Raw genomic sequence first — 24,576 nt, 5'->3', positions numbered from 1 at the left:
GGCCACGGCGGCTGTCGAGGCCGCCGCTGCGGGGGCCGGAGCGGCCGAACCATCGTCCTCGCCGCGCAGACGGGCCAGGACCCCCGGCAGCTGCTCGGCGGTGACGAGGACGTCGCGGGCCTTCGAGCCCTCGGACGGGCCGACGATCTCGCGGGACTCCATGAGGTCCATGAGCCGGCCGGCCTTCGCGAAACCGACCCGGAGCTTCCGCTGCAGCATCGACGTCGATCCGAACTGCGTCGACACCACGAGCTCCGCTGCGGCGAGCAGGAGTTCGAGGTCGTCGCCGATGTCCGCGTCGATCTCCTTGCGCTCCGCGACGGCCTGGACGTCCTTCCGGTACTCCGGCCGCGCCTGGTTCGTGACGTGTTCCACGACCCGCTGGATCTCGTTCTCGCCGACCCATGCACCCTGCACGCGGATGGACTTGTTCGCACCCATCGGCAGGAACAGGGCGTCGCCCTGACCGATGAGCTTGTCGGCGCCCGGCTGGTCGAGGATGACCCGCGAGTCGGTGACGCTCGTCACGGCGAAGGCGAGGCGCGAGGGGACGTTCGCCTTGATGAGGCCGGTGACGACGTCGACCGACGGACGCTGCGTCGCGAGGACGAGGTGGATACCGGACGCACGGGCCAGCTGCGTGATGCGGACGATGGAGTCCTCGACGTCGCGGGGGGCGACCATCATCAGGTCGGCGAGCTCGTCGACGACGACCAACAGGTACGGGTAGGGCTTCAGCACGCGTTCGCTGCCCGCGGGGAGGACGATCTCGTTGGCCACGACGGCCTTGTTGAAGTCGTCGATGTGCCGGTACCCGAAGCTCGCGAGGTCGTCGTACCGCATGTCCATCTCCTTCACGACCCATTGCAGCGCTTCCGCCGCCTTCTTCGGGTTCGTGATGATGGGCGTGATGAGGTGCGGGACGCCCGCGTACGGCGCGAGCTCGACGCGCTTGGGGTCGATGAGGACCATGCGCACCTCGCTCGGCTTCGCGCGCATGAGCAACGAGGTGATCATGGAGTTCACGAAGACCGACTTGCCGGAGCCGGTGGACCCGGCGACCAGGAGGTGCGGCATCTTCGCGAGGTTCGCGACGACGTAGCCGCCGCCGACGTCCTTGCCGACACCGATCGTCATCGGGTGGTTGCTGTTCGTGGCCGCCGTCGAGCGCAGGATGTCGCCGAGGGTGACGATCTCGCGGTCGGTGTTCGGGATCTCGATACCGATGGCGCTCTTCCCCGGGATGGGCGAGAGGATGCGGACCTCGTTGGACGCCACGGCGTAGGAGAGGTTCTTGCTGAGCGCCGTGACGCGCTCGACCTTGACGCCTGGGCCGAGCTCGATCTCGTACTGCGTCACGGTCGGGCCGCGGGAGAAGCCGGTGACCTTCGCGTCGACGCCGAACTGGTCGAGGACGCTCGTGATCGCGGCGACCGCTTCGTCGTTGGCCGCACTGTGGGTCTTCGCGGGCTCCCCCGCCGCCAGCGTCCCTGCGGACGGGAGACGGTACGGCGTGTCGTCCTGGCCCTGCTGCGCCATCGGGCGCGCCGAGAAGTCGATCTGGTCGGGTGCGCCGAGGAGCGCCGGATCGAGGTCTTCGATGACCTCGGTCGCGCCGGGGATGCTGTCGTCGTGCAGACCCGTCTGCGGCTTGATCTCGCCCGTGTTGAACCGCTTGACGGCGCTCTCCGCCGCTTCGAGGTCGCCGAGGAGCTCGGAGCCGAAGGCGTCGTGCACCGGCGCGGCTTTCGGCGACGCGGCAGGCGCGGCCACCGGTTCGAGCGGCGAGTCGAATCCGCCGGACGGCTTCTCGAGGCCGAGGAGCTCGGTCATGTTGTCGCCCATAAGCGGGTCCTCGAACGTCGGGTCGTCCTCGCGTCGGCTCGTGTTGCGACGCCACCACGGCAGGGCCGCCGGCTCGTCGGGTTCCTCGTCGAGGTCGTCGAGTCGCTTCGTCCGCGCACTCTTCGGCTCTGCGGGCTCTCCCTCTGGTGCCTCCGGCTGCTCGCCGAACATCCAGGTGGAGAACTGCCGCACGCGGGCACCGACGCGGTTCGGCGGCGTCTTGGTCACGATGAAGAGACTGAGGAGGATCAGGAGCGAGATGAGGACGGTCGCGCCGATCGGGGTGATGATCGCGGCGAGCGGAGCGCCGAGGATCCACCCGAGGAGACCGCCGGCCTGCGCCAACGCGGGCAGGCCCTGACTCGGGTTCGGCTGGCCACCGTGGATGTGACAGAGCGCCGAGATGCTGATCAGGAGCAGACCGAGGCCGATGCTGATGCGACCGTTGTCGTCGACCGAGGCCGGGTGCCGGAACAGCCAGACCGCGAAGACGATCATGATGACCGGGAGCACGAAGGCGAGTCGGCCGAAGAGGCCACCGAACGACCAGGCGTCAAAGGTCTGGGCGACCGGGTCGGCCGCGCCGAACCACTCGACGACGGCACCGACGACGGCCAGGAGGAAGAGCAGGAAGGGGAAGCCGTCGCGACGGTCCTCCTTGGCGATGCGCTCGGGACCGAGGGCGCGGACCGCTCCACCGACGCCGTGCGCGAGACCGAGCCACATCGAGGTCAGCACACTGCGCTGCTCCTCGGCGGCCGGATAGGCGACGGTCTTCTGCTGCTTCGTCGTCGACGCGCCCGCCTTGGGGCCGGGCTTGGTGTTCGTCTTCGTGCTCGTGGTGCGCGACGAAGCGCCACTCGGCGAGGAAGCGCTGCGCGAACGGCTGGTCGAGTTGGAACGTGCGGCCATGCGTTCACGGTACTCGTCGCCACCGACGCAGCCCGGCAAGCTGGCGGGGTGTCCACGATCCGCGATCCGCCGGGCGGTCAGCGCAGATTCAGGACCATCGTGTCGCGGGTCCCCCGCCGGTCCACGGTCGCGAACCCCTCGGTGCGGTACAGGGAGACGGCGTGGTTCGCCCGCTCCACGCTCAGGCTGATGCGCTGGTACCCGGCTGCTCTGGCGAGCTGCACGGTCGAACGGAGCAACTGCCGTCCGACGCCCTGGGCGCGGTGGATCGGGCTGACCCCGAGGATGAGTTCGGGGACCCCGCCCGCCACATAGCCGAAGCCGGGTGCATCGGACGGGAAGAGTCGATACCAGCACGCGCCGACGGGCGCTCCGTCCTGCCCGACGGCGACGACCCCGGCGTCGCCGGGTCGACGCCAGCCGTGCACATACCGGGTGTGCTGCGCATCGGCGAGGACGGCGGACCGGGGACGCGGCGCGACGGCGTTCCAGTTCGCCGCCTCGACCATCATGTCGGTGAGGACGCGCACATCAGCCACCGCGGCTTCGCGGATCGAGTAGACCGCCATGGACGGATGGTACGCCAACGGTGTTTCGAGCAGATGACGCGTGAGGGGTCGCCGGCGCTCAGTACCGGATGGCGTCGATCACCTTCACGCGGACGGCGACGAGCGCCGGGAGGAGCCCGGCGATCGCCCCGACGGCCGTGGCGCTGACCAGCCCGAGGACCGCCGCCTCGATGGGGAACGGCGGGAAGTCCGTCACGAGCCCCTGACCGATGAACTGCTCGACGATCGGACTCTTCACGACGGCGACGGCGAGCATGACACCGATGACCCCGGCGACGAAGGTGGCGACGACACTCTCCATCATCACGGCGAAGAACACCCGCGGCGCGGTCGCCCCGAAACTGCGTCGGATCCCGATCTCGCGGATCCGCTGGCGGACGGTGACGAGCGAGAGGTTGATCAGCCCGAGGGCCCCGAGCAGGAGGATGAGTCCGGCGACGGCACCGACCACGAGCTTCAACGACAGGAGCGGGTCCTCCCCCGTCTGGCCGAAATCGTTGCGGAACACGTCGACGCTGTACGCGTCACCGAGTTCGGCACGCAGGTCGGACTGGATCCGCTGGGTGAAGGCTTCGGCGTCCGCGTTCGGGACCCAGAACTCGAACTGCGGCAGCTGACCGGGCTGGCCCATGCCCTCCTCGGCGCCGGCCACCGGACCGATGAGCGCCGTCCCCGCGGGCAGGATCGACAGCTGCGGTTCGGTGTCCCACTCGTTGCTCGCGTACACCCCGACGATCACGGCCGTGACCGGGTGTTCACCGTGGACCGTGACCGTCGGGTGCGCCTCGATGGGCGGCGACCCGAGGCGCTGCCAGAACGCCGGGTTCACGACGATCGCGGGTGCGAGGCGGTCGCCGTCGTCCTCCTGGAACCAGGTGCCCTCGTCGAGTCTGATGCGGTGCATCTCGCCGTACGGGACATCGACGACGGTCGCCGGTACCGCAACCGTCCCATCGGCGAACTGCACGTTGAGCTGGGTGCTGCCGGATTGCGAGACGTACCCGATGCCGTACCGCTCGGCGAGGTCGTGCACCGCCGTGATGTAGGTCTCCGGGTCGGGTTGCTCCGTTCCGGTGCCGTAGGCCGATGCCATGAGCGTGGCGGGTCGGCCACCGTAGCGTTCCTGCGACTCGGTCTGGGCCTGCGCCGCGAGCGACGACATGCCGACCATGCTCGTGAGGGCGCACACCGCGACGCCGACGCCGATGAGCGACAGGATGACCCGGCCACGATGGATCCGCAGCTCCTGGGCGGCCTCGACGACCGCTCCGACGATCGAGGTCAGGATCCTAGACATCCGCGGCCTCCAGTTCGTGATCGGGGGTGAGCACGCCGTGGTCGAGACGGTGGTGGGTCGTCGCGAGTCGGGCGATCGCCCGGTCGTGGGTGATCGTCACGAGGGCGGCGCCCGTGGAGCTCGCCACCTCGTCGAGCAGGGACATGACGGAGGTGCCGGTCTCGACGTCGAGAGCGCCGGTCGGCTCGTCCGCGAGGATGAGCCGTGGCCCGCGGACAAGCGACCGTGCGATGGCGACGCGCTGCTGCTCGCCGCCGGACAGTTTCGTCGGCATCGCGTCGAGGCGGTCGCCGAGTCCGACGCGTTCGAGCATCGCGGCGGCGATCTCGCGGCGACGCCAGAACGAGCGTCCGCTCGCGTAGAGGAGCGGCGTCGTGACGTTCTCGAGCGCGGTCCGGCCCGGCAGGAGGTTGAACTGCTGGAAGACGAAGCCGATCTGGGCTCCGCGCAGGCGGTCGCGCGCACCGGACCCGAGACGCTCCGCCGGCCGGCCGTCGAAGACGAGCGATCCGGAGGTCGGCTTGTCGAGCAGGCCGAGCAGGTTCAGGAGCGTCGACTTGCCCGAACCCGACCGACCGACGATGGAGACGCGATCGCCCTCGTGCACCTCGAGGTCGACGCCGTCGAGGATCGTCAGCGGCGGCGCATCGGGGATCTGGACGACCCTGGTGATCCCGCGGAGTTCGAGGAGCGTCACCCGACCGACCCGTCGCAAGCCATGCTGCCGTCCGGAAGCGTGGTGCAGCCTTCGGGCGCGGGTGCGACGGCTCCAGGGACGAACTGGAGCACCGAGTCGCCTTCGGCGACACCGTCGACGATCTGCACCTGCTGCCCGTCGTTCAGTCCCAGCGTGACCGGCCGTTCCTCCTGCGCACCGTCGGCGCCGACGACCCAGACGGTCCCGGTCCCGGCAGAACCCTTGACCGCGGTCGTCGGGAGCACGAGGACGTTCTCGGCGACGCCGCCCGCGAGTTCGATCGTCGCGGCGAGTCCGGCGAAGACCCGGACGTCACCGGGCACCGCGCAGGTGACGGCGGTTCCGCCGGCACCGGGTGTCTGCCCGGATCCACCGCCCGTCGTCGGCTCCTCCTCGTCGCCACCACTCGACGGCGTCGTGACGCGCACCGCCGGACAGACGAACGGGGCCGGGCCGCCGTTGATGGTGACCGTCGCCTCGCCGGGGATGGTGAGCAGACGGTACTGCTTGTCGGCGCTCAACGCCCCGGTGATGGAGAACGTGGCCGGCGACACCTGCGCCACCGCGTCGCCGATCTGCACCGACTGCCCGTGGATGAGCTTGACGTTGCCGAGGGTGCCCGCGACCGGCGCGGCCACCTGCACGTACCGCTCCTTGCCCTCCTCGTCGATCGTCTTGACGTCGAGGATGGGATCACCCTCCGCGAGGACGGCCCCCTTGGCGGCGAACACCTCGTCGACGGTGCCGGCGACGGTCGACTTCGCCGTGCTGGCCGGGTCGGCGACGACCTGGCCCTCCACCGAGACGGTGTTGACCACGGTGCCGAGCGCGGCCTGGACCTGTGGTTCCACGAGGCTCCCCGTCGGCTGCGTCGGCCCCTCCTCCTGTGGTGCGTCCGGGAAGAACGCGACCTTCACGAGCGCCACCGCGATCGCGGCGAAGACGAGCAGTTTCAGAATGGGGAACACCCAGGTGCGGACAATGCCCACGCCGACCTCCGGAATCCACCGCAGTCGGAGTGACGAGCGGCCATAGGGGATTCCAAGGTAGCAACGCGGAAGGCGGCCGGACATCACCCTCGCGAATGATGTTCGACCGCCTCCTGGCGGGTGGGACCGAGCGGACCCGACCGGTGATCAGGCCTCGATGACGAGCGGGACGATCATCGGGCGGCGGCGGAAGGACGTGTTGACCCAGCGGCCGACGGTCCGACGGATCACCTGCGACAGCGCGTGCGTGTCTCGGACGCCGTTCTCCGCCGCCTCGGCGAGTGCCTTGGCGACCTTCGGCTTGATGTCGGCGAAGACCTTGTCGTCCTCGGCGAAGCCCTTCGCGTGCACCTCGGGGCCGGAGATGATGTGTCCGGTCTTCGAGTCGACGACGACGATGACCGAGATGAAGCCCTCCTCCGCCAGGATGCGACGGTCCTTGAGGTCGGCGTCGGTGATCTCGCCGACGGTCGAGCCGTCGACGTAGACGAGCCCGACGTCGAGCTGGCCGACGACCTTCGCGACGCCGTCCTTCAGGTCGATGACGATGCCGTCCTCGCCGATGAAGGTGTTCTGCGCCGGGACACCGCTGTCGATCGCGAGCTTCTGGTTCGCGACGAGGTGACGGTACTCGCCGTGGACCGGGAGCACGTTCTTCGGCTGGAGGATGTTGTAGCAGTAGAGCAGCTCACCGGCGGCCGCGTGACCGGAGACGTGGACCTTCGCGTTGCCCTTGTGGACGACGGTGGCGCCGAGCTTCGTCAAGCCGTCGATGACGCGGTAGACCGCGTTCTCGTTGCCCGGGATGAGGCTCGAGGCGAGGATGACGGTGTCGCCCGGGCCCGGCTCGATCGCGTGGTCGAGGTTCGCCATCCGACTGAGGACGGCCATCGGCTCGCCCTGTGACCCGGTCGACATGTAGACGATCTTGTCCTCGGGGAGGTCCTTCGCCTTCTTGTAGTCGATGAGCAGGCCCTCGGGGACGTTCAGGTACCCGAGGTCGGCTGCGATACCCATGTTGCGCACCATGGAACGACCGAGGAACGCAACGCGGCGGCCGTGGGCGTGAGCCGCGTCGAGGACCTGCTGGACGCGGTGCACGTGACTCGAGAAGCTCGCGACGATGACGCGGCGCTCGGACTTCGCGATGACCTGGTCGAGGACCGGCCCGATGGACCGCTCGAGCGGCGTGAATCCCGGCACGTCGGCGTTCGTCGAGTCGACGAGGAAGAGGTCGACGCCTTCTTCACCGAGGCGGGCGAAGGCGCGGAGGTCCGTCAGGCGGCCGTCGAGCGGCAGCTGGTCCATCTTGAAGTCACCGGTCACGAGGACGGTGCCGGCGTCGGTGTCGATGAACACCGCAAGCGCGTCCGGGATCGAGTGGTTGACCGCGACGAACTCGAGGTCGAACGGCCCCAGCGCCTCGATCTGGCCCTCCTTCACCGGCAGGGTGTAGGGGACGATGCGGTGCTCCTTGAGCTTCGCCTCGATGAGCGCGAGCGTCAGGCCGGAACCGATCAGCGGGATGTCCTTGCGGAGCTTCAGGAGGTACGGCACGGCGCCGATGTGGTCCTCGTGACCGTGCGTGAGCACGACCCCGACGATGTCGTCGAGCCGGTCCTTGATGGAGGTGAAGTCGGGCAGGATCAGGTCGACGCCCGGCTGGTGCTCTTCGGGGAAGAGCACGCCGCAGTCGACGATCAGGATCTTGCCGTCGATCTCGAAGCAAGTCATGTTCCTGCCGATCTCGCCGAGTCCTCCGATGGGGATGACGCGGAGCGTCCCCGGCTCGAGGACTGGCGGATCGATGATGGTATTGGGCATGTAGCCCCCCTCTGGTTTGTCTAGCGAGTCGTACCGGCGACCTTGGGCAGCGCGCCACCGGCGGCGGCGTTGCGGTCTGGCCGGAAGTTGCGGAAGTCGACGCCTGGGATGTCCTTCACCAGGTCGATCTCATCCTCGATCTGCGCGGCCTCCCACTCCTCCGGACCGACCAGCGGAAGACGTACCCGCGGGCTCTGGATCCGGCCGAGGCCGTGCAAGATGTATTTGGCGGCGACGGTGCCGGGGACGTGGGTCATGACCGCGCGCACGAGCGGCTCGAGCTGCCGGTGCGCTGCGGTGGCTGCGGGGAGGTCGCCGGAGTTCACCGCGTCGACCATGTGTCGGTAGGGCGTCGGCGCGATGTTGGCCGTGACGCCGATGAGGCCGGTGCCGCCGATGGCGAGCGTCGGCAGTGCGTTGGCGTCGTCGCCCGCGAAGTACATGAGGTCCGTCTGGTTCATGACCCGGCTCACCTCGCTGAGGTCGCCCTTGGCGTCCTTCACCGCGAGGATGTTCGGGTGCTTGGCCGCACGCAGGATCGTCTCGTAGGTGATGGGGATGCCGGTTCGCCCCGGGATGTCGTAGAGGATGACCGGCAGATCCGTGGAGTCGGCGATCATGCGGAAGTGGGTGAGCACGCCGGCCTGGGTGGGCTTGTTGTAGTACGGGGTGACGATCATGTTGCCGTCGGCGCCCGCCTGCTCGCTCTTCTTCGCGAGCTCGATCGCGTGGGCCGTCTCGTTGGAGCCACCACCGGTGATGATCTTCGCGCGCCCGCCCGCGACGGCCTTGCCGACCTCGACGAGCTTGACCTTCTCCGGGTCCGTCAGCGTCGAGGTCTCACCCGTGGTGCCGGTGACGACGATGCCGTCGGCCCCCGCGGTCACGACGTCGTCGATGTGTCGCTCGACGGCCTTCCAGTCGACCTCGCCGTCGGCGGTGAACGGCGTCACCAGGGCGACGAGGACTTGACCGAAGGGGTTCTCTGCACGCGACACCCTCTCAGGCTATCGGGTTTCCCTCTTGCGGGTCACCATCCGCACGGCCGTCACCTCGCGTCACACTGGCCGAGGGACCGGCACCCGGAACCTATGCTGACGGACACCATGTCCCCGCTGCCCGCCCTCTCGCTGATGCTCGTCCTCGTCCTGTCCACGACGGCGGTGGGTCTGGTCGTGCGTGCACGGAGCGGGCGTGCGTCGCACCGCACCGACGGGGACCGCCTCTCGTCGGCGGCACTCGGGACGACCACTCCGCTCGGCCGATCGGCCACCCTGGTGCAGTTCAGCACCGAGTTCTGTGCCCAGTGCCCCGGGACCAGACGACTGCTGCACGAGCTGGCCGACGGGGAGGCGGGCGTGGGCGTCCTCGACGTCGACCTGACCCACCGTCCCGACCTCGCGGACCGCTTCTCCGTCCTGCAGACGCCCACCGTCCTCCTCCTCGACCGCGCCGGGATCGTGCGCGGTCGGTTCTCCGGGGCCGCACGCCGTGCGGTACTCGCCGGCGAGCTCCGATCCGTCCTCGGGAGACCAGCATGACCTCGAACCCTCCAGCAGCACAGCCGACCGGCATCGACCCGCGCAGCCCGCGGTTCGGCGCGACCGTGACCGCCGTGCTCCTCCTCGTCGCCGTCTTCCTCGCGCTGACGGCGCCGCTCGCCGACACGCTGCCCGCGCGGGCCGGCCAACCGGCCTTCGTCCTCCTCGTCGTCATCGCAGCCCTGTTCGCGTGGGGCGCGTTCGCCGGGATCCGACGCCACCCGTACGGCGTCGTGTTCCGACGCCTCATCCGCCCGAGGCTCGGCCCGCCCGTCGAACTCGAGGCACCTGAACCACCGACCTTCGCGCAGGGCGTCGGGCTCGTGGTGGTCGCGATCGGACTCGTGCTGCACCTCGTCGGGTTGCCGGGATCCCTCGCCGTCTCCGCCGGTGCCGCGTTCGTCGCTGCCTTCCTCAACGCGGCGTTCGGGTTCTGCCTCGGCTGCCGCCTGTATGTGCTCCTCCTCCGCGCCCGCGTCATCGGACGACAAGCGTGACGGTGGCCTGAAGCACCTGTCGACACCGTTTGTCGACGGGGTGACCGTCCAGGTCGATCCGGTTAGGCTGACCCCACGAACACCAGCGCCGATGCGCTCCTGCACGGCCCGACGATGGAGGTTGCACCATGGCGGTAACAAGCGAAGCCACGACGGTCTGGAACGGCACGCTCTTCGAGGGATCCGGGCACACGAGCCTCGACACCTCCGAGGCGGCCGAGTTCGCCGTCGACTGGAAGGCACGCTCGGAGGGCTCCAACACGACGACGACCCCGGAGGAACTGCTCGGGGCTGCTCACGCCTCCTGCTACTCGATGGCGTTCGCCAACGAGCTCACCAGCGCCGGATTCCCGCCGGAGCGCATCCAGGCGACCGCAGCGGTCTCCTTCACCCCCGGCACCGGCATCACCGGCAGCCACCTGCTCGTCAGCGCGGTCGTGCCCGGCATCTCCGAGGCCGACTTCGAGCGCATCGCCACGGCGGCGAAGGACGGCTGCCCGGTCTCGCAGGCGCTCGCCGGCATCCCGATCACCCTCGAAGCCAGCCTCGCGTAACCACCACCGTCCAGCAGCACGAGCAGGAAGGCGACGCGCATGCGCATCGTGATCGGCGGAGCCTCCGGGCTCATCGGAACGGCGCTCGGGCGCTCCCTCGAGACCGACGGCCATGACGTCGTCCGGCTCGTACGACGTCCGGCGCGTGGTGCCGGAGAAGCGGAGTGGGATCCGCTGGCAGGCGTACTGGATCCGGCGGTCCTGAGCGGCGCCGATGCGGTCGTCAACCTCTCCGGCGCCTCCCTCGGCAAGCTGCCTTGGACGGCGGCCTACCGATCCACGATCCTCTGGTCACGACTCAGCGCCACCCGGACACTCGTCGACGCCATGAACCGGGCGGAGCAGCCACCGGCCGCCTTCCTCAGTGGTTCGGCGGTCGGGTACTACGGCGACCGTCCGGGAGAGACCCTGACGGAGGACTCCTCCAGAGGGACCGGATTCCTCGCCGATGTCGTCGTCGCCTGGGAGGACTCGGCGCTCGCGGCGCCCGACGCCGTCCGCACCGTGCTGCTCCGCAACGGCATCGTCGTCGACCTGGCAGGCGTGCTCAAGCCGCTGGCACCGCTCACCCGGTTCGGGGTCGCCGGTCCGCTCGGTTCGGGCCGTCAGTTCTGGCCGTGGATCGGGCTGCAGGACGAGGTCCGGGCGATCACCCACCTCCTGACCTCGACGCTCTCCGGACCGGTGAACCTGTGCGGTCCGCAGGCCGCCCGCGCCGACGACCTCATGTTCGAGCTCGCCAGACGGATGAACCGGCCCTATCTGCTCCGCGTCCCGAAGTTCGCCCTCAAGGCGCTCCTCGGCGACGCCGCCGACGGACTGCTGCTGAGCGATCAGCGCGTCGAACCTCGTCGGCTCCTGGACGACGGCTTCACGTTCAGCACGCCGACCGTCGAGCAGGCGTTGGCCGAAGCACTCGCTCGCGACTGAACGACGGGACGCCGCCGCTCCGGTCAGCTCCGCGAGAGCCGGATCGCCTGTCGGATGACCTGCCGTGCGCGGCGGCGGTCTCCGGCACCGTCGTAGACGAGTCCGAGGCGGTACCAGGACCGCCAGTCGTCTGGAGCGGCCTCGGCCGCGTCGCGGTACTTCGGGAACAGCTCGTCTGCGGCATCACGTATCGGCCGGCCGCTCTCGCGGGTCTCGACCTGCTCGGGCGGAAGGCCGCCCTCGGCCTCGAGGCGGACTCCGAGTCGCTCGGCGCCCAGCCCGAAGGCGATCTCGCGCCAGAGCGCCCAGACGCCGAGGATCGGCAGGACGACGAGCGCCGCACCCATGGCGATGCCGACAGGCTCGCCCGTGCCGAGGAGGACGACGGCACGGTACCCGACGAGGACGATGTAGAGGACGAGCAGGGCCGCGATGATCGCGACCATGACGCGGGTCTTCACAGGGCGCTGGCCGCCGCGGCTTGACCGGAGACGTGCTCGGGCGCCCCCTGGGCGGGCCGCCGACCCGCCGGCCCTGGGCGATCGAGTCCGAGGTCGAGCAGACTGTCGAGACCGACGGTGACCCCCCGGGCGTCGCGGGCGGCGACGAGGGCGAGCCGGATGCCCCGCTCGTAGGACGCGGGCGAGATCGTGTCGTGCGTGATCGTGACGAGTTCGTCGACGCCACCGAACACGACCTCCTGGCGGGCGACGACGCCCTGGAGCCGCAGGCTGTGGATCGGGATGCTCGAGACCTGCTGTCCCCGCGCCCGCTGGTCGGTGTGCGGGGCGGCGACCGGCCCACGGTCGCCACGCGCGGCCATCATCAGCTCGGCGGTGCGCACGGCGGTCCCGGAGGGCGAGTCCACCTTCGTGTCGCGGTGGGACTCGATGATCTCGATCGAGTCGAAGAAACGGGCCGCGACGGTCGCGAGACTCGTCGACAGGACGGACCCCAGCGAGAAGTTGGGGATGATGACGACGCCCTGCTCGGGCAGCTCGGCGAGCCGGCGGTCGAGTCGCTGGATACGCTCGGCCGACCAACCGCTCGTCCCGACGAGCACGTTGATGCCCTGAGCGACGGCGTGGTCGACGATCCGCTGGCTGACACCCGGGACCGTGACGTCGACGACGAGGTCCGCCCCGTCCATCTCGCTCAGCTCGTTCGACGAACCGAGCGACGCGACCAGCTCGAAGTCGTCGAGTGAACCGATGATGCTGGTGAACAGTCGGCCCATCTTGCCGCTCGCGCCGGCTAGCGCCACTCGTGTCGTCATGCCCTCAGCTTACGTGCTGCCCGTCCGGGAGGAGGCGGGCCGCCCGGCTAGACGATGTGCGGCTCGGGAAGACCCGTGCGGAGCTCCATGGGGAGGTGCGCGAGGTCGTTGTGGGTGATGAGGCTCCACGGACGCCCGGCGCGCTGGTGCAGCACCGTCAGTCCGCCGTTGGCCTGGTTGATGCTCACCCAGCGCCATGCGGGCGCCTGGAGCGCCTCGCGGACGAGCCACCCGATGACGAAGTTGTGCGTGATGAGAAGCTCGTGATGGTCACCGCGCTTCGGCGAGAGGAACTCGGCGGCGGCGTCGGCCATCTGCGCTTCGCCCGCCTCGATCTCCGCCTCGGTGATCGAGCCGAAGAAGGGGTCGAACGCCGACGGCGTCTCCGGTGTGCGACCGCTCGGGACGCAGTCGAAGAGCAGTGACGACGGCTCCGGGGTGACGGCCGGCATCCGCTCGGCGATGATCTGGGCGGTCTCCGCGGCACGCTGCAACGGCGAGTGCCACGCCGCGGTCATCGGGACACCACCGAGGCGCTCCGCGAGCAGCTGTGCCTGACGCCGACCGCGTGCAGACAGTGGTCCGTCGGGCAAGCCGTGCTCAGCGTGTTGCTGCTCGCCGTGTCTGACGAGATACAGGTAATGGGACATTCAACGCACCCCCGCGATGATCGGAGCGAAGGTGTCCTCGTCGACGGCTCCGACCGCCGACACCGTGATGGGCTGCGCGGCGAGGTGCTGCGCGAGCTGCTGGACGTCGTCCTGACCGACGGACTGCAGGCGACGGATGCTCTCGTCGAGGTCGATGAACTCGCCGAGGGTCAGCTCCGCTCGACCGAGGCGGCTCATACGCGAGTCTGAATCCTCCAGCGCCAGCGCCGAGGCGCCGCTCAGCTGGCCGAGCGCGCGCGACAACTCCTCGTCCGTCACGCCGTGCTCGGCGAGCCGGTGGAGCTCGGCGAGCATGAGCTCGGCCACGGTCGCCGCCTTCGCCGTGGAGCAGGCGGCAGCGAGGCCGAAGACGCCGGCGTCCGAGTAGCTGCCGGCGAACGAGTACACCGAGTAGGCGAGCCCGCGCCGTTCGCGGATCTCCTGGAACAGGCGGCTGGACATGCCGCCACCGAGGATGGAGTTGAGCATGCTCATGGCGAATCGTCGCTCATCGCCCGCGATGAGGCCCGCTCCGCCGATCTGCAGGTGGACCTGCTCGGTGGGCCGGTGTACGACCGAGAGCGGCGAGCCGCCGACGATGGCAGCAGGAGCGAGCGTCCGACGCGCGACCGGTGCGGCCACCGCGTCCGCCGGCCAGCCCGCATGCACGAGCGCCTCGGACACCTGGGCGACGAGCGCGTCGTGGTCGACCGCGCCGGCCGCCGTCACGATGACGTCGTTCGCGCGGTAGTTGGCTCGGTAGTGCGCCACGACGGCGTCCCGGCCGACCTCGACGATCGACTGCGGGTGACCGCCGATGGGACGCCCGAGGGGGTGCTCGCCGAGCACGCGCTCGAAGAACCGTTCGTTGGCGACGTCCCCCGGATCGTCGTCCATCATCGCGAGCTCTTCGAGGATGACGCCGCGTTCGTTCTCGAACTCCTCCGGGTCGAGCAGCGAGGAGGTGAGCATGTCGGTGATGACGTCCACCGCCATCGGCAGGTCGCGATCGCGCACCTTGGCGTAGTAGCAGGTGTGCTCCTTGGCCGTGAGCGCGTTGTGCTCGCCGCCGACGGCGTCGAAGGCGACCGCGATATCGAGGGCGGAACGCGACGGCGTGCCCTTGAACAGGAGGTGCTCGAGGAAGTGCGTCGAGCCGAAGGTCGCCGGTCGATCGGCGGTCGCCGGTTGTTCGTCGCGGGAGCCGACGGCCACCCAGTAGCCGATCGTCGCGCTACGGCTGCCCGGCATGTGTTCGCTCAGGATGCGCAGCCCGTTGGGCAGGACCGTCCGGCGGACGAGCGCGTCCCCGGATGCGGTGAACGCGAGCTCGGGACGAGTGAGCGGAAAGTCGACGGCGGCGTTCATCACCCCAACCATACGTCAGGTTCCCGGGCGTCGCGCGCGAGCGACCGTGCGCAGGCGACCGCCGGTCGACTCAGCGCAAGCGACCGGAGACGCGGTCGAGCTCGAGGATCTGCCCGCGGCTCAGCCGCACGTCAGCGGCCGCGATGAGCGAGTCGACGTGAGCCGGCTGGGACGCGCTCGCGATGGGCGCGACGACGCCGGGACGTGACATGGCCCAGGCGAGCGCGGCCGAGGCCACCGTGCAGCGGTTCTCCTCCGCGATCTCGTCGAGGACGTGCAGGACCCGCAGTCCGCGGCGGTGGAGATGGGTCGCGGCGCGACTGCCGCGGGTGCTCGGGTCGAGGTCGGAACGAGTGCGGTAGCGGCCCGTCAGGAACCCGTTCGCGAGGGCGAAGTAGGGCAGGACACCGAGGTGCTGGGCCGTCGCGACGAGCGCGAGGGTGCTCTCGTACGGCTCCCGGTGCATGAGGCTGTAGTGCGTCTCGAGCGCGACGAACTGGGTGAAGCCGCTCGCCGAGAGGATCCGCGCCTCCATCAGCCGTTCAGGGGTCGTGTTCGAGGTGCCGAGGTAGCGGACCTTGCCGGTCTCGATCAGCCAGTCGACCGTCCCGAGGCTGTCGGCCAACGGGATGCTCGGGTCGTCGTCGTGGAAGGACAGCAGGTCGATGTGGTCGGTCTGCAACCGTTCGAGCGCCGCCTCGACCGCACGGATGATGCTCACCGAGCCGAGACCCGGGTAGTCGGGGTGCCGGCCGATCTTCGTCGCGACGACCATGTCGTCCCGGTTGCGGCGCTTCCGCATCCAGTTGCCGATGAGGATCTCGCTGCGTCCGCCCGCGTAGCTGTCGGCGGTGTCCACCATGTTGCCGCCGGAGTCGTGGAACCGGTCGAGGATGTCCGACGTCGTGTCGGGGTCGACCGTCCACCCGAACACGCTGCCGCCGAGCACGACCGGGAAGACCGACAACTCCGAGTCGCCGATCGTGCGCCTCGGTGCCTCAGAGGGCTCGGGGTCCTGGACGGGCGTCGGGAAGGACGGGTGCGGGACGAGCTGCTCGGGACGCCGACTCGCGTCGTCGTCGACGCCGTCCGCTGCTCCGCCGACCAGAGAACTGCCACGGGTGCTCGACGAGCGCCAGAGGTGTGGCATCCCCTGCCCCTCTCTCGGTCCGCCGACCGGTGACGCGCTGCACCGTCGGGATCCGTGCGTGGCGCGACGGGCCGGTGCTTGCTCACCAGGCTAGAGGAGACCGGCGACTTCGGCTGGACGACATCACGACCGGGTGGCAACTGATTCGTAACGATTGCGGGAGTCGGTCGATCACCTCGGATCGACGGACACCTCGGCACGGGCGAGCACGAGTCGCGCGTGCCGCAGGAGCGGCTCGTCGACCATGCGTCCCTCGTGCCGGAACACGCCGGCGGCTCCCGCTGCGGCGTCGAGCAGCGCACGCGCCGCTGTCACCGATCGGGCGTCCGGGCGGTAGGCGGCGCGAACGGTCGGGACCTGACCAGGGTGGATGCACGCGGAGGCGATACAGCCGACGGCGGCCGCGTCCGCCGCCTCGTCCGCGAGCCCGTCGAGATCGTCGATGTCGAGGTGGACCGCGTCGATCGCGGCCACCCCGGCGGCTCCCGCGGCGAGCAGCACCCACGACCGCGCGTGTCTGACGACGTCCCGGTATCGCCCGTCGGCCCGCCGACTGCTCGTGCCGCCCAGGGAGGCGATGAGGTCTTCAGAGCCCCACATGAGCGCGACGACCGCAGGATGGGCGGCCAACGCGGGTGCCTGCACGACACCGGCAGCGGTCTCGCACAGCGCGATGATCCGGACGTCCGGGATCGCGTCCACGAGCCGGTCGAGCGCCGCGGTCGTCTCCGTCTTCGCCAGCATGACCGTGCGATAGGCGGTGTCCGCGAGCGCCGCGACATCGTCGTCGAAGTCGACGGTTCCAGCCGGGTCGACCCGGACGACCGTGTGCGAGGGATCGAGCGGATGGTCGACGATCGCCCGGCGGGCGGCCGGCTTGTCGGCCGGGGCCACGGCGTCCTCGAGATCGAGGATGACGGCATCCGCGCGCTCGGCCGCTTTCGCGAAGCGGTCCGGACGGTCCGCTGGGACGAAGAGGATCGCCGGCCCCAGGTCGAACGCCGCGGCGCCGGTCACGATGCACCCGAGCACTGGACGAGCGTGCTCCTGGTCGCGGTCGCGACGACGACGCCATCCTGGTTCCTACCCGTGTGGAGCAGGGTGACGACACCCTCGCCCGGCCTCGACGACGACAACCGTTTTGCCGTCACGAGCGTCTCGGCGTACAGCGTGTCGCCGTGGCGCATCGGGTTCGGGAAGGCGATGTCGGTGAAGCCCAGGTTCGCGACGATCGTCTGCTCGGTGAGCTGCGCGACCGACAGCCCCACGAGCGTCGAGAGGGTCAGCATCGAGTTCACGAGCCGTTCCCCGAAGGGCCCGGTCGCAGACCACGCGGCATCCACGTGCAGTGATTGCCCGTTCATCGTGAGGGTCGAGAACAGGACGTTGTCGGCTTCCGTGAGGGTGCGCCCGGGGCGATGGCGGTAGGTCGCACCCACCACGAACTCCTCGAAGTACAGACCTCGCTGCTCGATCACGGGGCCGGACGACGTCTCGGACGAGTCGGTCATCATGAGCTCACGACGCGAAGCCGAGTTCGCGGGCGATGATCATGAGCTGCACCTCAGTGGTGCCCTCACCGATCTCGAGGATCTTCGAGTCCCGGTAGTGCCGCGCCACCGGGTTCTCGTTGAGGAACCCGTAGCCGCCGAAGATCTGGGTCGCGTCACGGGCGTTGTCCATCGCGGCCTCCCCGGCGACCATCTTCGCGATGGAGGCCTCCATCTTGTAGGGCGCTCCCCGGAGCATGCGCGACGCGGCGTCGTAGTAGGCCTGCCTGGCGGTGTGGACCCGAGCCTGCATCTTCGCGATCCGGAAGGCGATCCACTGGTTGTCACCGATCGCCCGACCGAACACGACCCGCTCCTTGGCGTAGCGGATCGCCTCCTCGAGGCAGCCCTGGGCCGCTCCGACGGCGAGCGCGGCCACGGCGATCCGTCCACCGTCGAGCGCCGTGAGGAAGTTGGCGTACCCGCGCCCGCGTTCGCCGAGCAGGTTGCCCTCCGGCACGCGGACGTCCTCGAACCGCAGCGGGTGGGTGTCGGAGGTGTGCCACCCGACCTTGTCGTAGGGCGGTAGCGCGGTGAAGCCCGGCGTCGGGACCGGCACGAGGATCGACGACAACTCCTTCGTCACCCGGCCGTCGGATCGGACCCGCTCCCCCGTGACGGCCGTGACCGTCACGAGACGGGTGATCTCGCTCCCGGAGTTGGTGATGAACTGCTTCGTGCCGTTGATCACCCACTCACCGTCGACGAGCTCGGCGGTGGTCTCCGTCGCGCCTGCATCACTGCCGGCACGCGCCTCGGTGAGGCCGAACGCGGCGAGCGCCTGCCCGCTCGCGAGCTGCGGGATCCATTCCTCGCGCTGGGCGTCGGTGCCGTACAGGTAGATCGGCATGGCTCCGAGGCCGACGCCGGCCTCGAGGGTGACGCCGATGCTCTGGTCGACGCGTCCGAGCTGCTCGACGGCGAGGCAGAGCGCGAAGTAGTCCATCCCCCCGCCGCCGAGTTCCTTCGGGAACGGCAGCCCGAAGAGTCCCAGCTCCCCCATCTGCGCGATGATGTCGTACGGCAGACGCCGTTCCGTGTCGTACTGATAGGCGGCGGGCGCGACGACCTCGTCGGCGAACGCCTTGACCGTGTCGACGATCCGCTGGTGCTCGGGGCTGAGCTCGGTGTTCATGCTGATGCTCCGTTCGTGGGTGCTGCATCGGTTGGGGCTGCGTTGAGGTGTGCTGCGACGGGGTCTGCGGCGATCGTCGCGACCGACTGACGGGTGGCGACCGTGCCACCCGTGGCGACGTGGAGGGTGACCGTGCCGTCGGTCGTGGCGGTGAGGAGGTGCTCCATCTTCATCGCTTCGACGGTGACCAGCGGCTGACCGGCGGTGACGGCGTCGCCGCTCGTGACGTGCACGGCCGTGACGGTGCCGGGCATCGGCGTCCGCACCTCCGGATCGACCGCACCGGCCGCAGTCGGATCCCCGCCGGCTGGGAGCGCCCCACGCGGGACCACCTCGACCAGACTGATGGCACCGTCGAGCGCGATCCATCGTTCGTCCCCCACGCGGACGGTCTCCAACGGGGTGCTGACACCGTCGTGCTCGAACCGCAGGGTGCCGTCCGACCGGCTGAGGACCGCGGCCCGGGTCGGTGCCGCGTCATCGACGGAGACGCTCGCGTCGTCGCTCGACCCACGCACCTCGATGCGGACGATGCGTCCGTCCTCAAGACGCAGGTGCTGTCGCGTCGGTGCTGCCGCGCCGAGGCGCCACCCACCCGGATCCGACCACGGCGTCCCGAGTCCGACGGTCCGCGCTGCGGCCTCGGATCGCCGGTCGTCCGTTTCGGCGAGCGCCACTGCGGTCAGGACCCGCTCGGACGTCGCGGCGGACGGGCTGTCGTCGAGCAGGTCGGCGATGAGACCGGTGTGCAGTCGTCCCGCGACGACGTCCTCGTCGGCGAGGAGCCGCCGGAGGAAGCCGAGGTTCGTGCGGACACCGAAGACCACCGTCGCCGCGAGCGCTGCGTCGAGTCGCCGGAGCGCGGTCTCGCGATCGTCGGCCCAGCACACGATCTTCGCGAGCATGGGGTCGTACCAGGGGCCGACGAACTGCCCGGCGACGATGCCGCCGTCGACGCGGACGCCCGGCCCGTGCGGCAGACGCACCCGCTCGAGCACCCCGGTCTGGGGCAGGAAGCCGCTCGACGGGTCCTCCGCGTACAGCCGCGCCTCCACCGCGTGACCACGCAGGACGACGTCGTCCTGCGTCAACGTCAGCGGTTCACCGGCTGCGACGCGCACCTGCCACTCCACGAGGTCGAGCCCCGTGACGAGCTCGGTGACCGGATGCTCCACCTGCAGCCGCGTGTTCATCTCGAGGAAGGCGAACTCGTCGGGTCGGTCGTCGGCGACGAGGAACTCGACGGTCCCCACCCCTCGGTAGCCGACGCTCCGGGCGACCGTGCAGGCCGCCTCGCCGAGTCGCTCCCGCTGGCGGTCGTCGATGAGCGGCGACGGGGACTCCTCCACCACCTTCTGGTGCCGACGCTGGAGCGAGCACTCACGCTCCCCGAGGTGCACGACCGCACCGTGGGCGTCCGCGAGCACCTGCACCTCGATGTGCCGGGGTCTCGTGACGAACCGCTCGAGGAGGAGCGTGGCGTCGCCGAAGGCCGCCTCGGCCACCCGGTGCGCGGAGGCGATGGCCGATGGGAGTTCCTCGGCGCGCTCCACGACCTGCATCCCCTTGCCGCCGCCACCGCCCGCCGGCTTGACGATGAGCGGGAAGCCGATGGCGACGCCGGCACGGACGAGTGCGTCGTCGTCGAGCGAGGCGTCGGCGACGCCCTCGATGATCGGGACGCCTCGAGCCGCGACGTGGTCCTTCGCCCGGATCTTGTCGCCCATGAGGACCAGGGCGCGCTCGTCCGGTCCGATGAAGACGATCCCGGCAGCGGCGAGCGCCCTCGCGAGCGCGGGTTGTTCGGACAGGAAGCCGTAGCCCGGGTGCACCGCCTCGGCCCCGGTCATGACGGCGGCTCGGACGACGGCGTCGACGTCGAGATAGCTGTCCGAGGCCGGCGCGGGTCCCAGGCGGACGGCGCGGTCCGCGAGCCGGACGTGTGGGGCGTCGCGGTCAGCGTCGCTGAAGACCGCGATGCTCTCGATGTCCATCGCTGTGAGCGTGCGGATCACCCGACAGGCGATCTCGCCGCGGTTCGCGACGAGGACGGAGCGGAAGGGACGCGCGGATGCGTGGCCCGGCCGGTTCGGTGTCTGGGTCGTCATGCCGTCACATCCTGAAGAGGCCGAAGCCGGGTTCTGGCAGGGGCGCACGGGAGCACACCTCGAGCGCGAGTCCGAGGACCGTGCGGGTCTGGGCGGGATCGATGATGCCGTCGTCCCAGAGCCGTGCGGTCGAGTAGTACGGGTTGCCCTGCTCCTCGAAGTCGGCGAGGATCGGCGCCCGGAAGTCCTCCTCCGCCTGGGCGGTCCACGCCTCACCGCGAGCCTCGAGTTGGTCGCGCTTGACGGTCGCGAGGACACTCGCCGCCTGTTGTCCCCCCATGACGGAGATGCGCGCGCCCGGCCACATCCAGAGGAACCGGGGGTCGTAGGCCCGGCCGCACATGGAGTAGTTGCCGGCGCCGAACGAACCGCCGATCACGACCGTCAGCTTCGGCACCCGGGTGGTCGCGACCGCGGTGACCATCTTCGCGCCGTGCTTGGCGATGCCTCCGGCCTCGGCGTCACTGCCGACCATGAAGCCCGAGATGTTCTGGAGGAACAGCAAGGGGATGCCGCGCTGGTCGGCGAGCTCGATGAAGTGGGCGCCCTTCAGGGCCGACTCACTGAAGAGCACGCCGTTGTTCGCGATGATGCCGACGGGGTGCCCGTGCAGCCTCGCGAACCCGGTCACGAGGGTGTCGCCGTACTCGCGCTTGAACTCCGAGAAGTCGCTGCCGTCGACGAGCCGCGCGATCACCTCACGGACGTCGTAGGCCGTCTGCAGCTCCGCCGGGACGACCCCGTACAGTTCCGCCTCGGGGACGACCGGCGGCACGCTCGGACGCACCTCCCACGCGCGCTGGTGGGGCGCCGGCAGCGTCGCCACCGCGTCCCGGAGGATGTCGAGCGCGTGCGCGTCGTCGTCGGCGAGGTGGTCGGTGACCCCCGACACCCGGGCGTGGAGGTCGCCGCCGCCGAGCTGCTCCGGCGTCACGACCTCGCCGATCGCGGCCTTCACGAGGGGTGGACCGCCCAGGAAAATCGTGCCCTGGCCACGCACGATCACGTTCTCGTCGCTCATGGCGGGGACGTACGCACCTCCGGCGGTGCAGGACCCGAGTACGGCGGCGAGTTGCGGGATGCCGGCCGCCGACATCCGGGCCTGGTTGAAGAAGATCCGGCCGAAGTGGTCGCGATCGGGGAAGACCTCGTCCTGCGTCGGGAGGTTCGCTCCCCCGGAGTCGACGAGGTACAGGCAGGGCAGCCGGTTCGCGGCAGCGATCTCCTGGGCCCGGAGGTGCTTCTTCACCGTCATCGGGAAGTACGAGCCGCCCTTCGCGGTCGCATCGTTCGACACGACGAGCACGTGTCGTCCGTGGACGAGGCCGATCCCGGCGATGACCCCGGCGCCGGGAGTCGCGTCGTCGTACATGCCGTGCGCGGCCAAGGGCGCGATCTCCAGGAAGGGGCTCCCCTCGTCGAGCAGGCGGTCGACCCGATCGCGCGGCAGCAGCTTCCCCCGGGCGACGTGCCGGGCCCGCGACGCCTCCGGTCCGCCCAGGGCCGCGGTCGCCATCGTCTGTTCGAGCACTGTCACGAGCTCCCGTTGCACCGCCTCCTGCTCGCGGAATCGGGCTGAGGTGGGATCGGCACCGCTCGTGAGGATGGGCACTCGGGCTCCTGTCGTCGTCGACCGTGAGTGCATTCAGTTACTCATCACTCACTGAAAGAGAGGTTACAGTTCATTAACTGAAAAAGTCCACCCCGAGGAGATCCGATGACCGGTCGTGACACGCCGTCCCCGAACCCGCCGCACCTCGGGCGCTCGGAGGCGAAAGCGGCACGTCGCTCCGCCCTCCTGCGGTCAGCGGCCGGACTGTTCGCCGAGCGCGGCTTCGCCGGGGTGTCGATGGAGGACCTCGGAACAGCCGTCGGCATGAGCGGACCCGCCGTCTACCGCCACTTCCCGAGCAAGCAGGCCGTCCTCGCAGCACTCCTCGTCGGCGTCAGTCAGGATCTGCTGGACGGGGGGACCCGCGAGGTCGAGCAGGCTCCGGACAGCGATCGGGCACTGCGTTCGTTGGTCACCTTCCACGTGGCCTTCGCCCTCGACGACCCCGACGTGATCCGCATCCAGGACCACGACCTCGACAGCCTGGCACCGGACGACCGCCGCGCGGTCCGCACCCTCCAGCGGCGGTACGTCGAGCGGTGGGTGGACGTCCTCACGACGCTCCATCCCACGATCCCCGCGGCGGACCTGCGGGTCCGCGCGCTCGCGGGCTTCGGACTGATCAACTCCACGTCCCACAGCACCTCCCTCGGCCGGAACGAGGCCGGGACACCCGACCGCGAGGCGGTGCGCTCGACGCTCGAGCGGATGGCACTGGCCGCCCTGCTCGCCGCGTGAGGACGCGGGACAGGGTCAGTCGACGAGCACGGACAGGACGTTCCCCGCTGGATCGGTGAACCACGCGATGTCCGGGCCGTTCCCGCGCATGATCCCCTTCGCATCCGTCGGCAGGACGTCGTCGGGGTAGAGCTTCGTCACCACACCGCGGGCCTGCAGCTCGTCGACCGCCGTATCGATGTCGTCGACCACGAGGTTCAGCACGGTGAACGAGGCTGGTGTGTGGTCAGGCTTCCCGTAGACGAGCACCGACCCGCCGGCGGGCAGCGCCACGTCCAGGAATCCCATGGCGTTGTCGGTGACCGTGAGACCGAGGACGTCGCGGTAGAACGCCCTCGCCGCGTCGATGTCGTCGACCGAGAACCCGCTGAAGACATCCGTGTAGGTGACCATGAGCCGCTCCTTTGCTGATTCCCGATGCGTACACGATGCACGATGCCACGTCGCGGCCGTCGCGTCCAGGCCCGAACGACCGCCGGGGCCGGCGAGCGCGAGGGCCTGGACTCGACGATCACACCATCGTCAGGACCATCGCCGGATCGGAGAGCATCGTCCCGAGGTCGACGAGGAAACGGGACCCCTGCGCTCCGTCGATGAGCCGATGGTCGAACGACAGCGACAGCGTCACGACGTGTCGCAGCGCGACCTGCCCCTCGAACTCCCACGGCTGGCGACGGACGGCACCGAGCGCGATGATCGCCGCCTCACCGGGGTTCAGGATGGGCGTCCCCGCATCGACGCCGAAGACGCCGACGTTGGAGATCGTGATCGTCCCCCCGCGCAGTTCCGCCGGAGCGGTGCGTCCCTCGCGGGCCGTGCGCACGAGGTCCGCCACGGCGTCCGCGAGTTCGAACAGGCTGAGCTCCTCGGCCCGTGCGATGTTCGGGACGAGGAGTCCCCGCGGCGTCGCTGCGGCGATCCCGAGTCCGACGTGTCCGTACTCGACGATCTCCCCGGCACCCTCGTCCCAACTCGCGTTGACCGCAGGGGTGCGTCTGACGGCGATGCACACCGCTTTGGCGAGGACGGTCAGGATGTTGACCCGGTGGTCCCCGGTCTGAGGCGAGCGGGCGAGCGCGTCCAGCAGCGACATCGTCGGCGTCACGTCGACCGTCAGGAACTCCGTCACGTGGGGAGCCGTGAACGCGCTGCTCACCATGGCCTCGGCGGTCCGGCGCCTGACCCCCGTGATCGGCCGACGAACCGACCCGTCGGACGGCGTGGCCGGCGCCTCTGGGGTCCCGGCCGGTGCCGCTCCCGCTCCGCGAGCACGCTCCGGCAGCTGCCCACTCAGGCCGGTCGCGGCGCGCTCGACCTCCTCACGCGCGATCCGA

At 70.0% G+C, this 24,576-nt stretch carries 24 protein-coding genes; 5 read left to right on the top strand and 19 right to left on the bottom strand.

Annotated features, from left to right (window positions below; all coding sequences use genetic code 11):
* From IFT89_RS15900 to dapA, 7 genes are all read right to left on the bottom strand, one after another.
* The coding region (locus IFT89_RS15900; protein WP_202939436.1) for an FtsK/SpoIIIE family DNA translocase at positions 1–2,757 on the bottom strand (2,757 nt) is incomplete at its 3' end.
* 77 nt (positions 2,758–2,834) lie between these two features.
* Positions 2,835–3,326 carry a GNAT family N-acetyltransferase gene (locus tag IFT89_RS15895; RefSeq protein ID WP_086473880.1) on the bottom strand — a complete coding sequence of 164 codons (492 nt, stop codon included), beginning with the start codon at positions 3,324–3,326 and terminating at the stop codon, positions 2,835–2,837.
* 58 nt (positions 3,327–3,384) lie between these two features.
* Complete coding sequence (locus tag IFT89_RS15890) at positions 3,385–4,623, bottom strand: ABC transporter permease (protein WP_138944604.1); 1,239 nt, start codon at positions 4,621–4,623, stop codon at positions 3,385–3,387.
* Positions 4,616–5,320, bottom strand: coding sequence for an ABC transporter ATP-binding protein (locus IFT89_RS15885; protein WP_191941351.1), 705 nt, complete (start codon positions 5,318–5,320; stop codon positions 4,616–4,618). The genes IFT89_RS15890 and IFT89_RS15885 overlap by 8 nt, the downstream gene beginning before the upstream one ends.
* Positions 5,317–6,309: a hypothetical protein gene (locus IFT89_RS15880; protein WP_202939435.1), complete on the bottom strand. Its 993-nt coding sequence runs from the start codon at positions 6,307–6,309 to the stop codon at positions 5,317–5,319. The genes IFT89_RS15885 and IFT89_RS15880 overlap by 4 nt, the downstream gene beginning before the upstream one ends.
* A gap of 147 nt (positions 6,310–6,456) precedes the next feature.
* Positions 6,457–8,133, bottom strand: coding sequence for a ribonuclease J (locus IFT89_RS15875; protein WP_064294449.1), 1,677 nt, complete (start codon positions 8,131–8,133; stop codon positions 6,457–6,459).
* Positions 8,134–8,153: 20 nt separating this feature from the next.
* Positions 8,154–9,131 (bottom strand): 4-hydroxy-tetrahydrodipicolinate synthase, encoded by a 978-nt coding sequence (gene dapA / locus IFT89_RS15870; RefSeq protein ID WP_137243236.1) that lies wholly within the window; start codon positions 9,129–9,131, stop codon positions 8,154–8,156.
* A gap of 108 nt (positions 9,132–9,239) precedes the next feature.
* On the opposite strand from dapA, the gene IFT89_RS15865 reads away from it, so the two are divergent.
* The 4 genes from IFT89_RS15865 to IFT89_RS15850 all read left to right on the top strand — a co-directional run bounded on the left by IFT89_RS15865 (position 9,240) and on the right by IFT89_RS15850 (position 11,655).
* Complete coding sequence (locus IFT89_RS15865) at positions 9,240–9,674, top strand: thioredoxin family protein (RefSeq protein WP_137243237.1); 435 nt, start codon at positions 9,240–9,242, stop codon at positions 9,672–9,674.
* Positions 9,671–10,171, top strand: a complete 501-nt coding sequence (locus IFT89_RS15860) for a DUF4395 domain-containing protein (protein ID WP_137243238.1) — start codon at positions 9,671–9,673, stop codon at positions 10,169–10,171. Before IFT89_RS15865 ends, IFT89_RS15860 begins: the two co-directional genes overlap by 4 nt.
* 128 nt (positions 10,172–10,299) lie before the next feature.
* Positions 10,300–10,725, top strand: coding sequence for an OsmC family peroxiredoxin (locus tag IFT89_RS15855; RefSeq protein ID WP_064294452.1), 426 nt, complete (start codon positions 10,300–10,302; stop codon positions 10,723–10,725).
* A gap of 39 nt (positions 10,726–10,764) precedes the next feature.
* Complete coding sequence (locus IFT89_RS15850) at positions 10,765–11,655, top strand: TIGR01777 family oxidoreductase (RefSeq protein WP_137243239.1); 891 nt, start codon at positions 10,765–10,767, stop codon at positions 11,653–11,655.
* Positions 11,656–11,678: 23 nt separating this feature from the next.
* On the opposite strand, the gene IFT89_RS15845 is transcribed toward IFT89_RS15850, so the two are convergent.
* The 10 genes from IFT89_RS15845 to IFT89_RS15800 all read right to left on the bottom strand — a co-directional run bounded on the left by IFT89_RS15845 (position 11,679) and on the right by IFT89_RS15800 (position 22,537).
* Positions 11,679–12,101: a tetratricopeptide repeat protein gene (locus tag IFT89_RS15845; RefSeq protein ID WP_213014302.1), complete on the bottom strand. Its 423-nt coding sequence runs from the start codon at positions 12,099–12,101 to the stop codon at positions 11,679–11,681.
* An 11-nt stretch (positions 12,102–12,112) separates the two neighbouring features.
* Positions 12,113–12,931 (bottom strand): 4-hydroxy-tetrahydrodipicolinate reductase, encoded by an 819-nt coding sequence (gene dapB / locus IFT89_RS15840; RefSeq protein WP_192018591.1) that lies wholly within the window; start codon positions 12,929–12,931, stop codon positions 12,113–12,115.
* Positions 12,932–12,978: 47 nt separating this feature from the next.
* The gene (locus tag IFT89_RS15835; protein ID WP_071262315.1) at positions 12,979–13,581 is read right to left on the bottom strand and encodes a histidine phosphatase family protein; all 603 of its coding nucleotides are present in this window, start codon (positions 13,579–13,581) and stop codon (positions 12,979–12,981) included.
* Complete coding sequence (locus IFT89_RS15830) at positions 13,582–14,949, bottom strand: M16 family metallopeptidase (RefSeq protein WP_192018590.1); 1,368 nt, start codon at positions 14,947–14,949, stop codon at positions 13,582–13,584.
* A 70-nt stretch (positions 14,950–15,019) separates the two neighbouring features.
* On the bottom strand, positions 15,020–16,099 hold the full coding sequence (locus IFT89_RS15825; RefSeq protein WP_079002693.1) for an aldo/keto reductase: 1,080 nt from the start codon (positions 16,097–16,099) through the stop codon (positions 15,020–15,022).
* 171 nt (positions 16,100–16,270) lie between these two features.
* Complete coding sequence (locus tag IFT89_RS15820) at positions 16,271–17,116, bottom strand: HpcH/HpaI aldolase/citrate lyase family protein (RefSeq protein ID WP_202939433.1); 846 nt, start codon at positions 17,114–17,116, stop codon at positions 16,271–16,273.
* Entirely contained in the window at positions 17,113–17,610 is a 498-nt protein-coding gene (locus tag IFT89_RS15815; RefSeq protein WP_137243786.1) for a MaoC family dehydratase, read from the bottom strand. Before IFT89_RS15815 ends, IFT89_RS15820 begins: the two co-directional genes overlap by 4 nt.
* Positions 17,611–17,617: 7 nt before the next feature.
* Positions 17,618–18,784 (bottom strand): acyl-CoA dehydrogenase family protein, encoded by a 1,167-nt coding sequence (locus tag IFT89_RS15810; RefSeq protein ID WP_064294458.1) that lies wholly within the window; start codon positions 18,782–18,784, stop codon positions 17,618–17,620.
* The gene (locus IFT89_RS15805; RefSeq protein ID WP_202939432.1) at positions 18,781–20,892 is read right to left on the bottom strand and encodes an acetyl/propionyl/methylcrotonyl-CoA carboxylase subunit alpha; all 2,112 of its coding nucleotides are present in this window, start codon (positions 20,890–20,892) and stop codon (positions 18,781–18,783) included. The genes IFT89_RS15810 and IFT89_RS15805 overlap by 4 nt, the downstream gene beginning before the upstream one ends.
* Positions 20,893–20,896: 4 nt before the next feature.
* Positions 20,897–22,537: a carboxyl transferase domain-containing protein gene (locus tag IFT89_RS15800; RefSeq protein WP_213014301.1), complete on the bottom strand. Its 1,641-nt coding sequence runs from the start codon at positions 22,535–22,537 to the stop codon at positions 20,897–20,899.
* A gap of 72 nt (positions 22,538–22,609) precedes the next feature.
* Between IFT89_RS15800 and IFT89_RS15795 the strand changes: the two genes are divergently transcribed.
* On the top strand, positions 22,610–23,242 hold the full coding sequence (locus tag IFT89_RS15795) for a TetR/AcrR family transcriptional regulator (protein ID WP_085513050.1): 633 nt from the start codon (positions 22,610–22,612) through the stop codon (positions 23,240–23,242).
* 15 nt (positions 23,243–23,257) lie between these two features.
* Here IFT89_RS15795 and IFT89_RS15790 read toward each other — a convergent pair whose 3' ends face one another.
* Positions 23,258–23,635 (bottom strand): VOC family protein, encoded by a 378-nt coding sequence (locus IFT89_RS15790; RefSeq protein WP_086473891.1) that lies wholly within the window; start codon positions 23,633–23,635, stop codon positions 23,258–23,260.
* 118 nt (positions 23,636–23,753) lie between these two features.
* Positions 23,754–24,576: dihydrolipoamide acetyltransferase family protein (locus tag IFT89_RS15785; protein ID WP_202939430.1), on the bottom strand; the 823-nt coding region annotated here is incomplete at its 5' end.

Source organism: Plantibacter sp. CFBP 13570, assembly GCF_014841395.1.
GTDB classification, from domain to species: domain Bacteria; phylum Actinomycetota; class Actinomycetes; order Actinomycetales; family Microbacteriaceae; genus Plantibacter; species Plantibacter auratus.
This window is presented reverse-complemented; position numbering and strand designations above follow the sequence as displayed.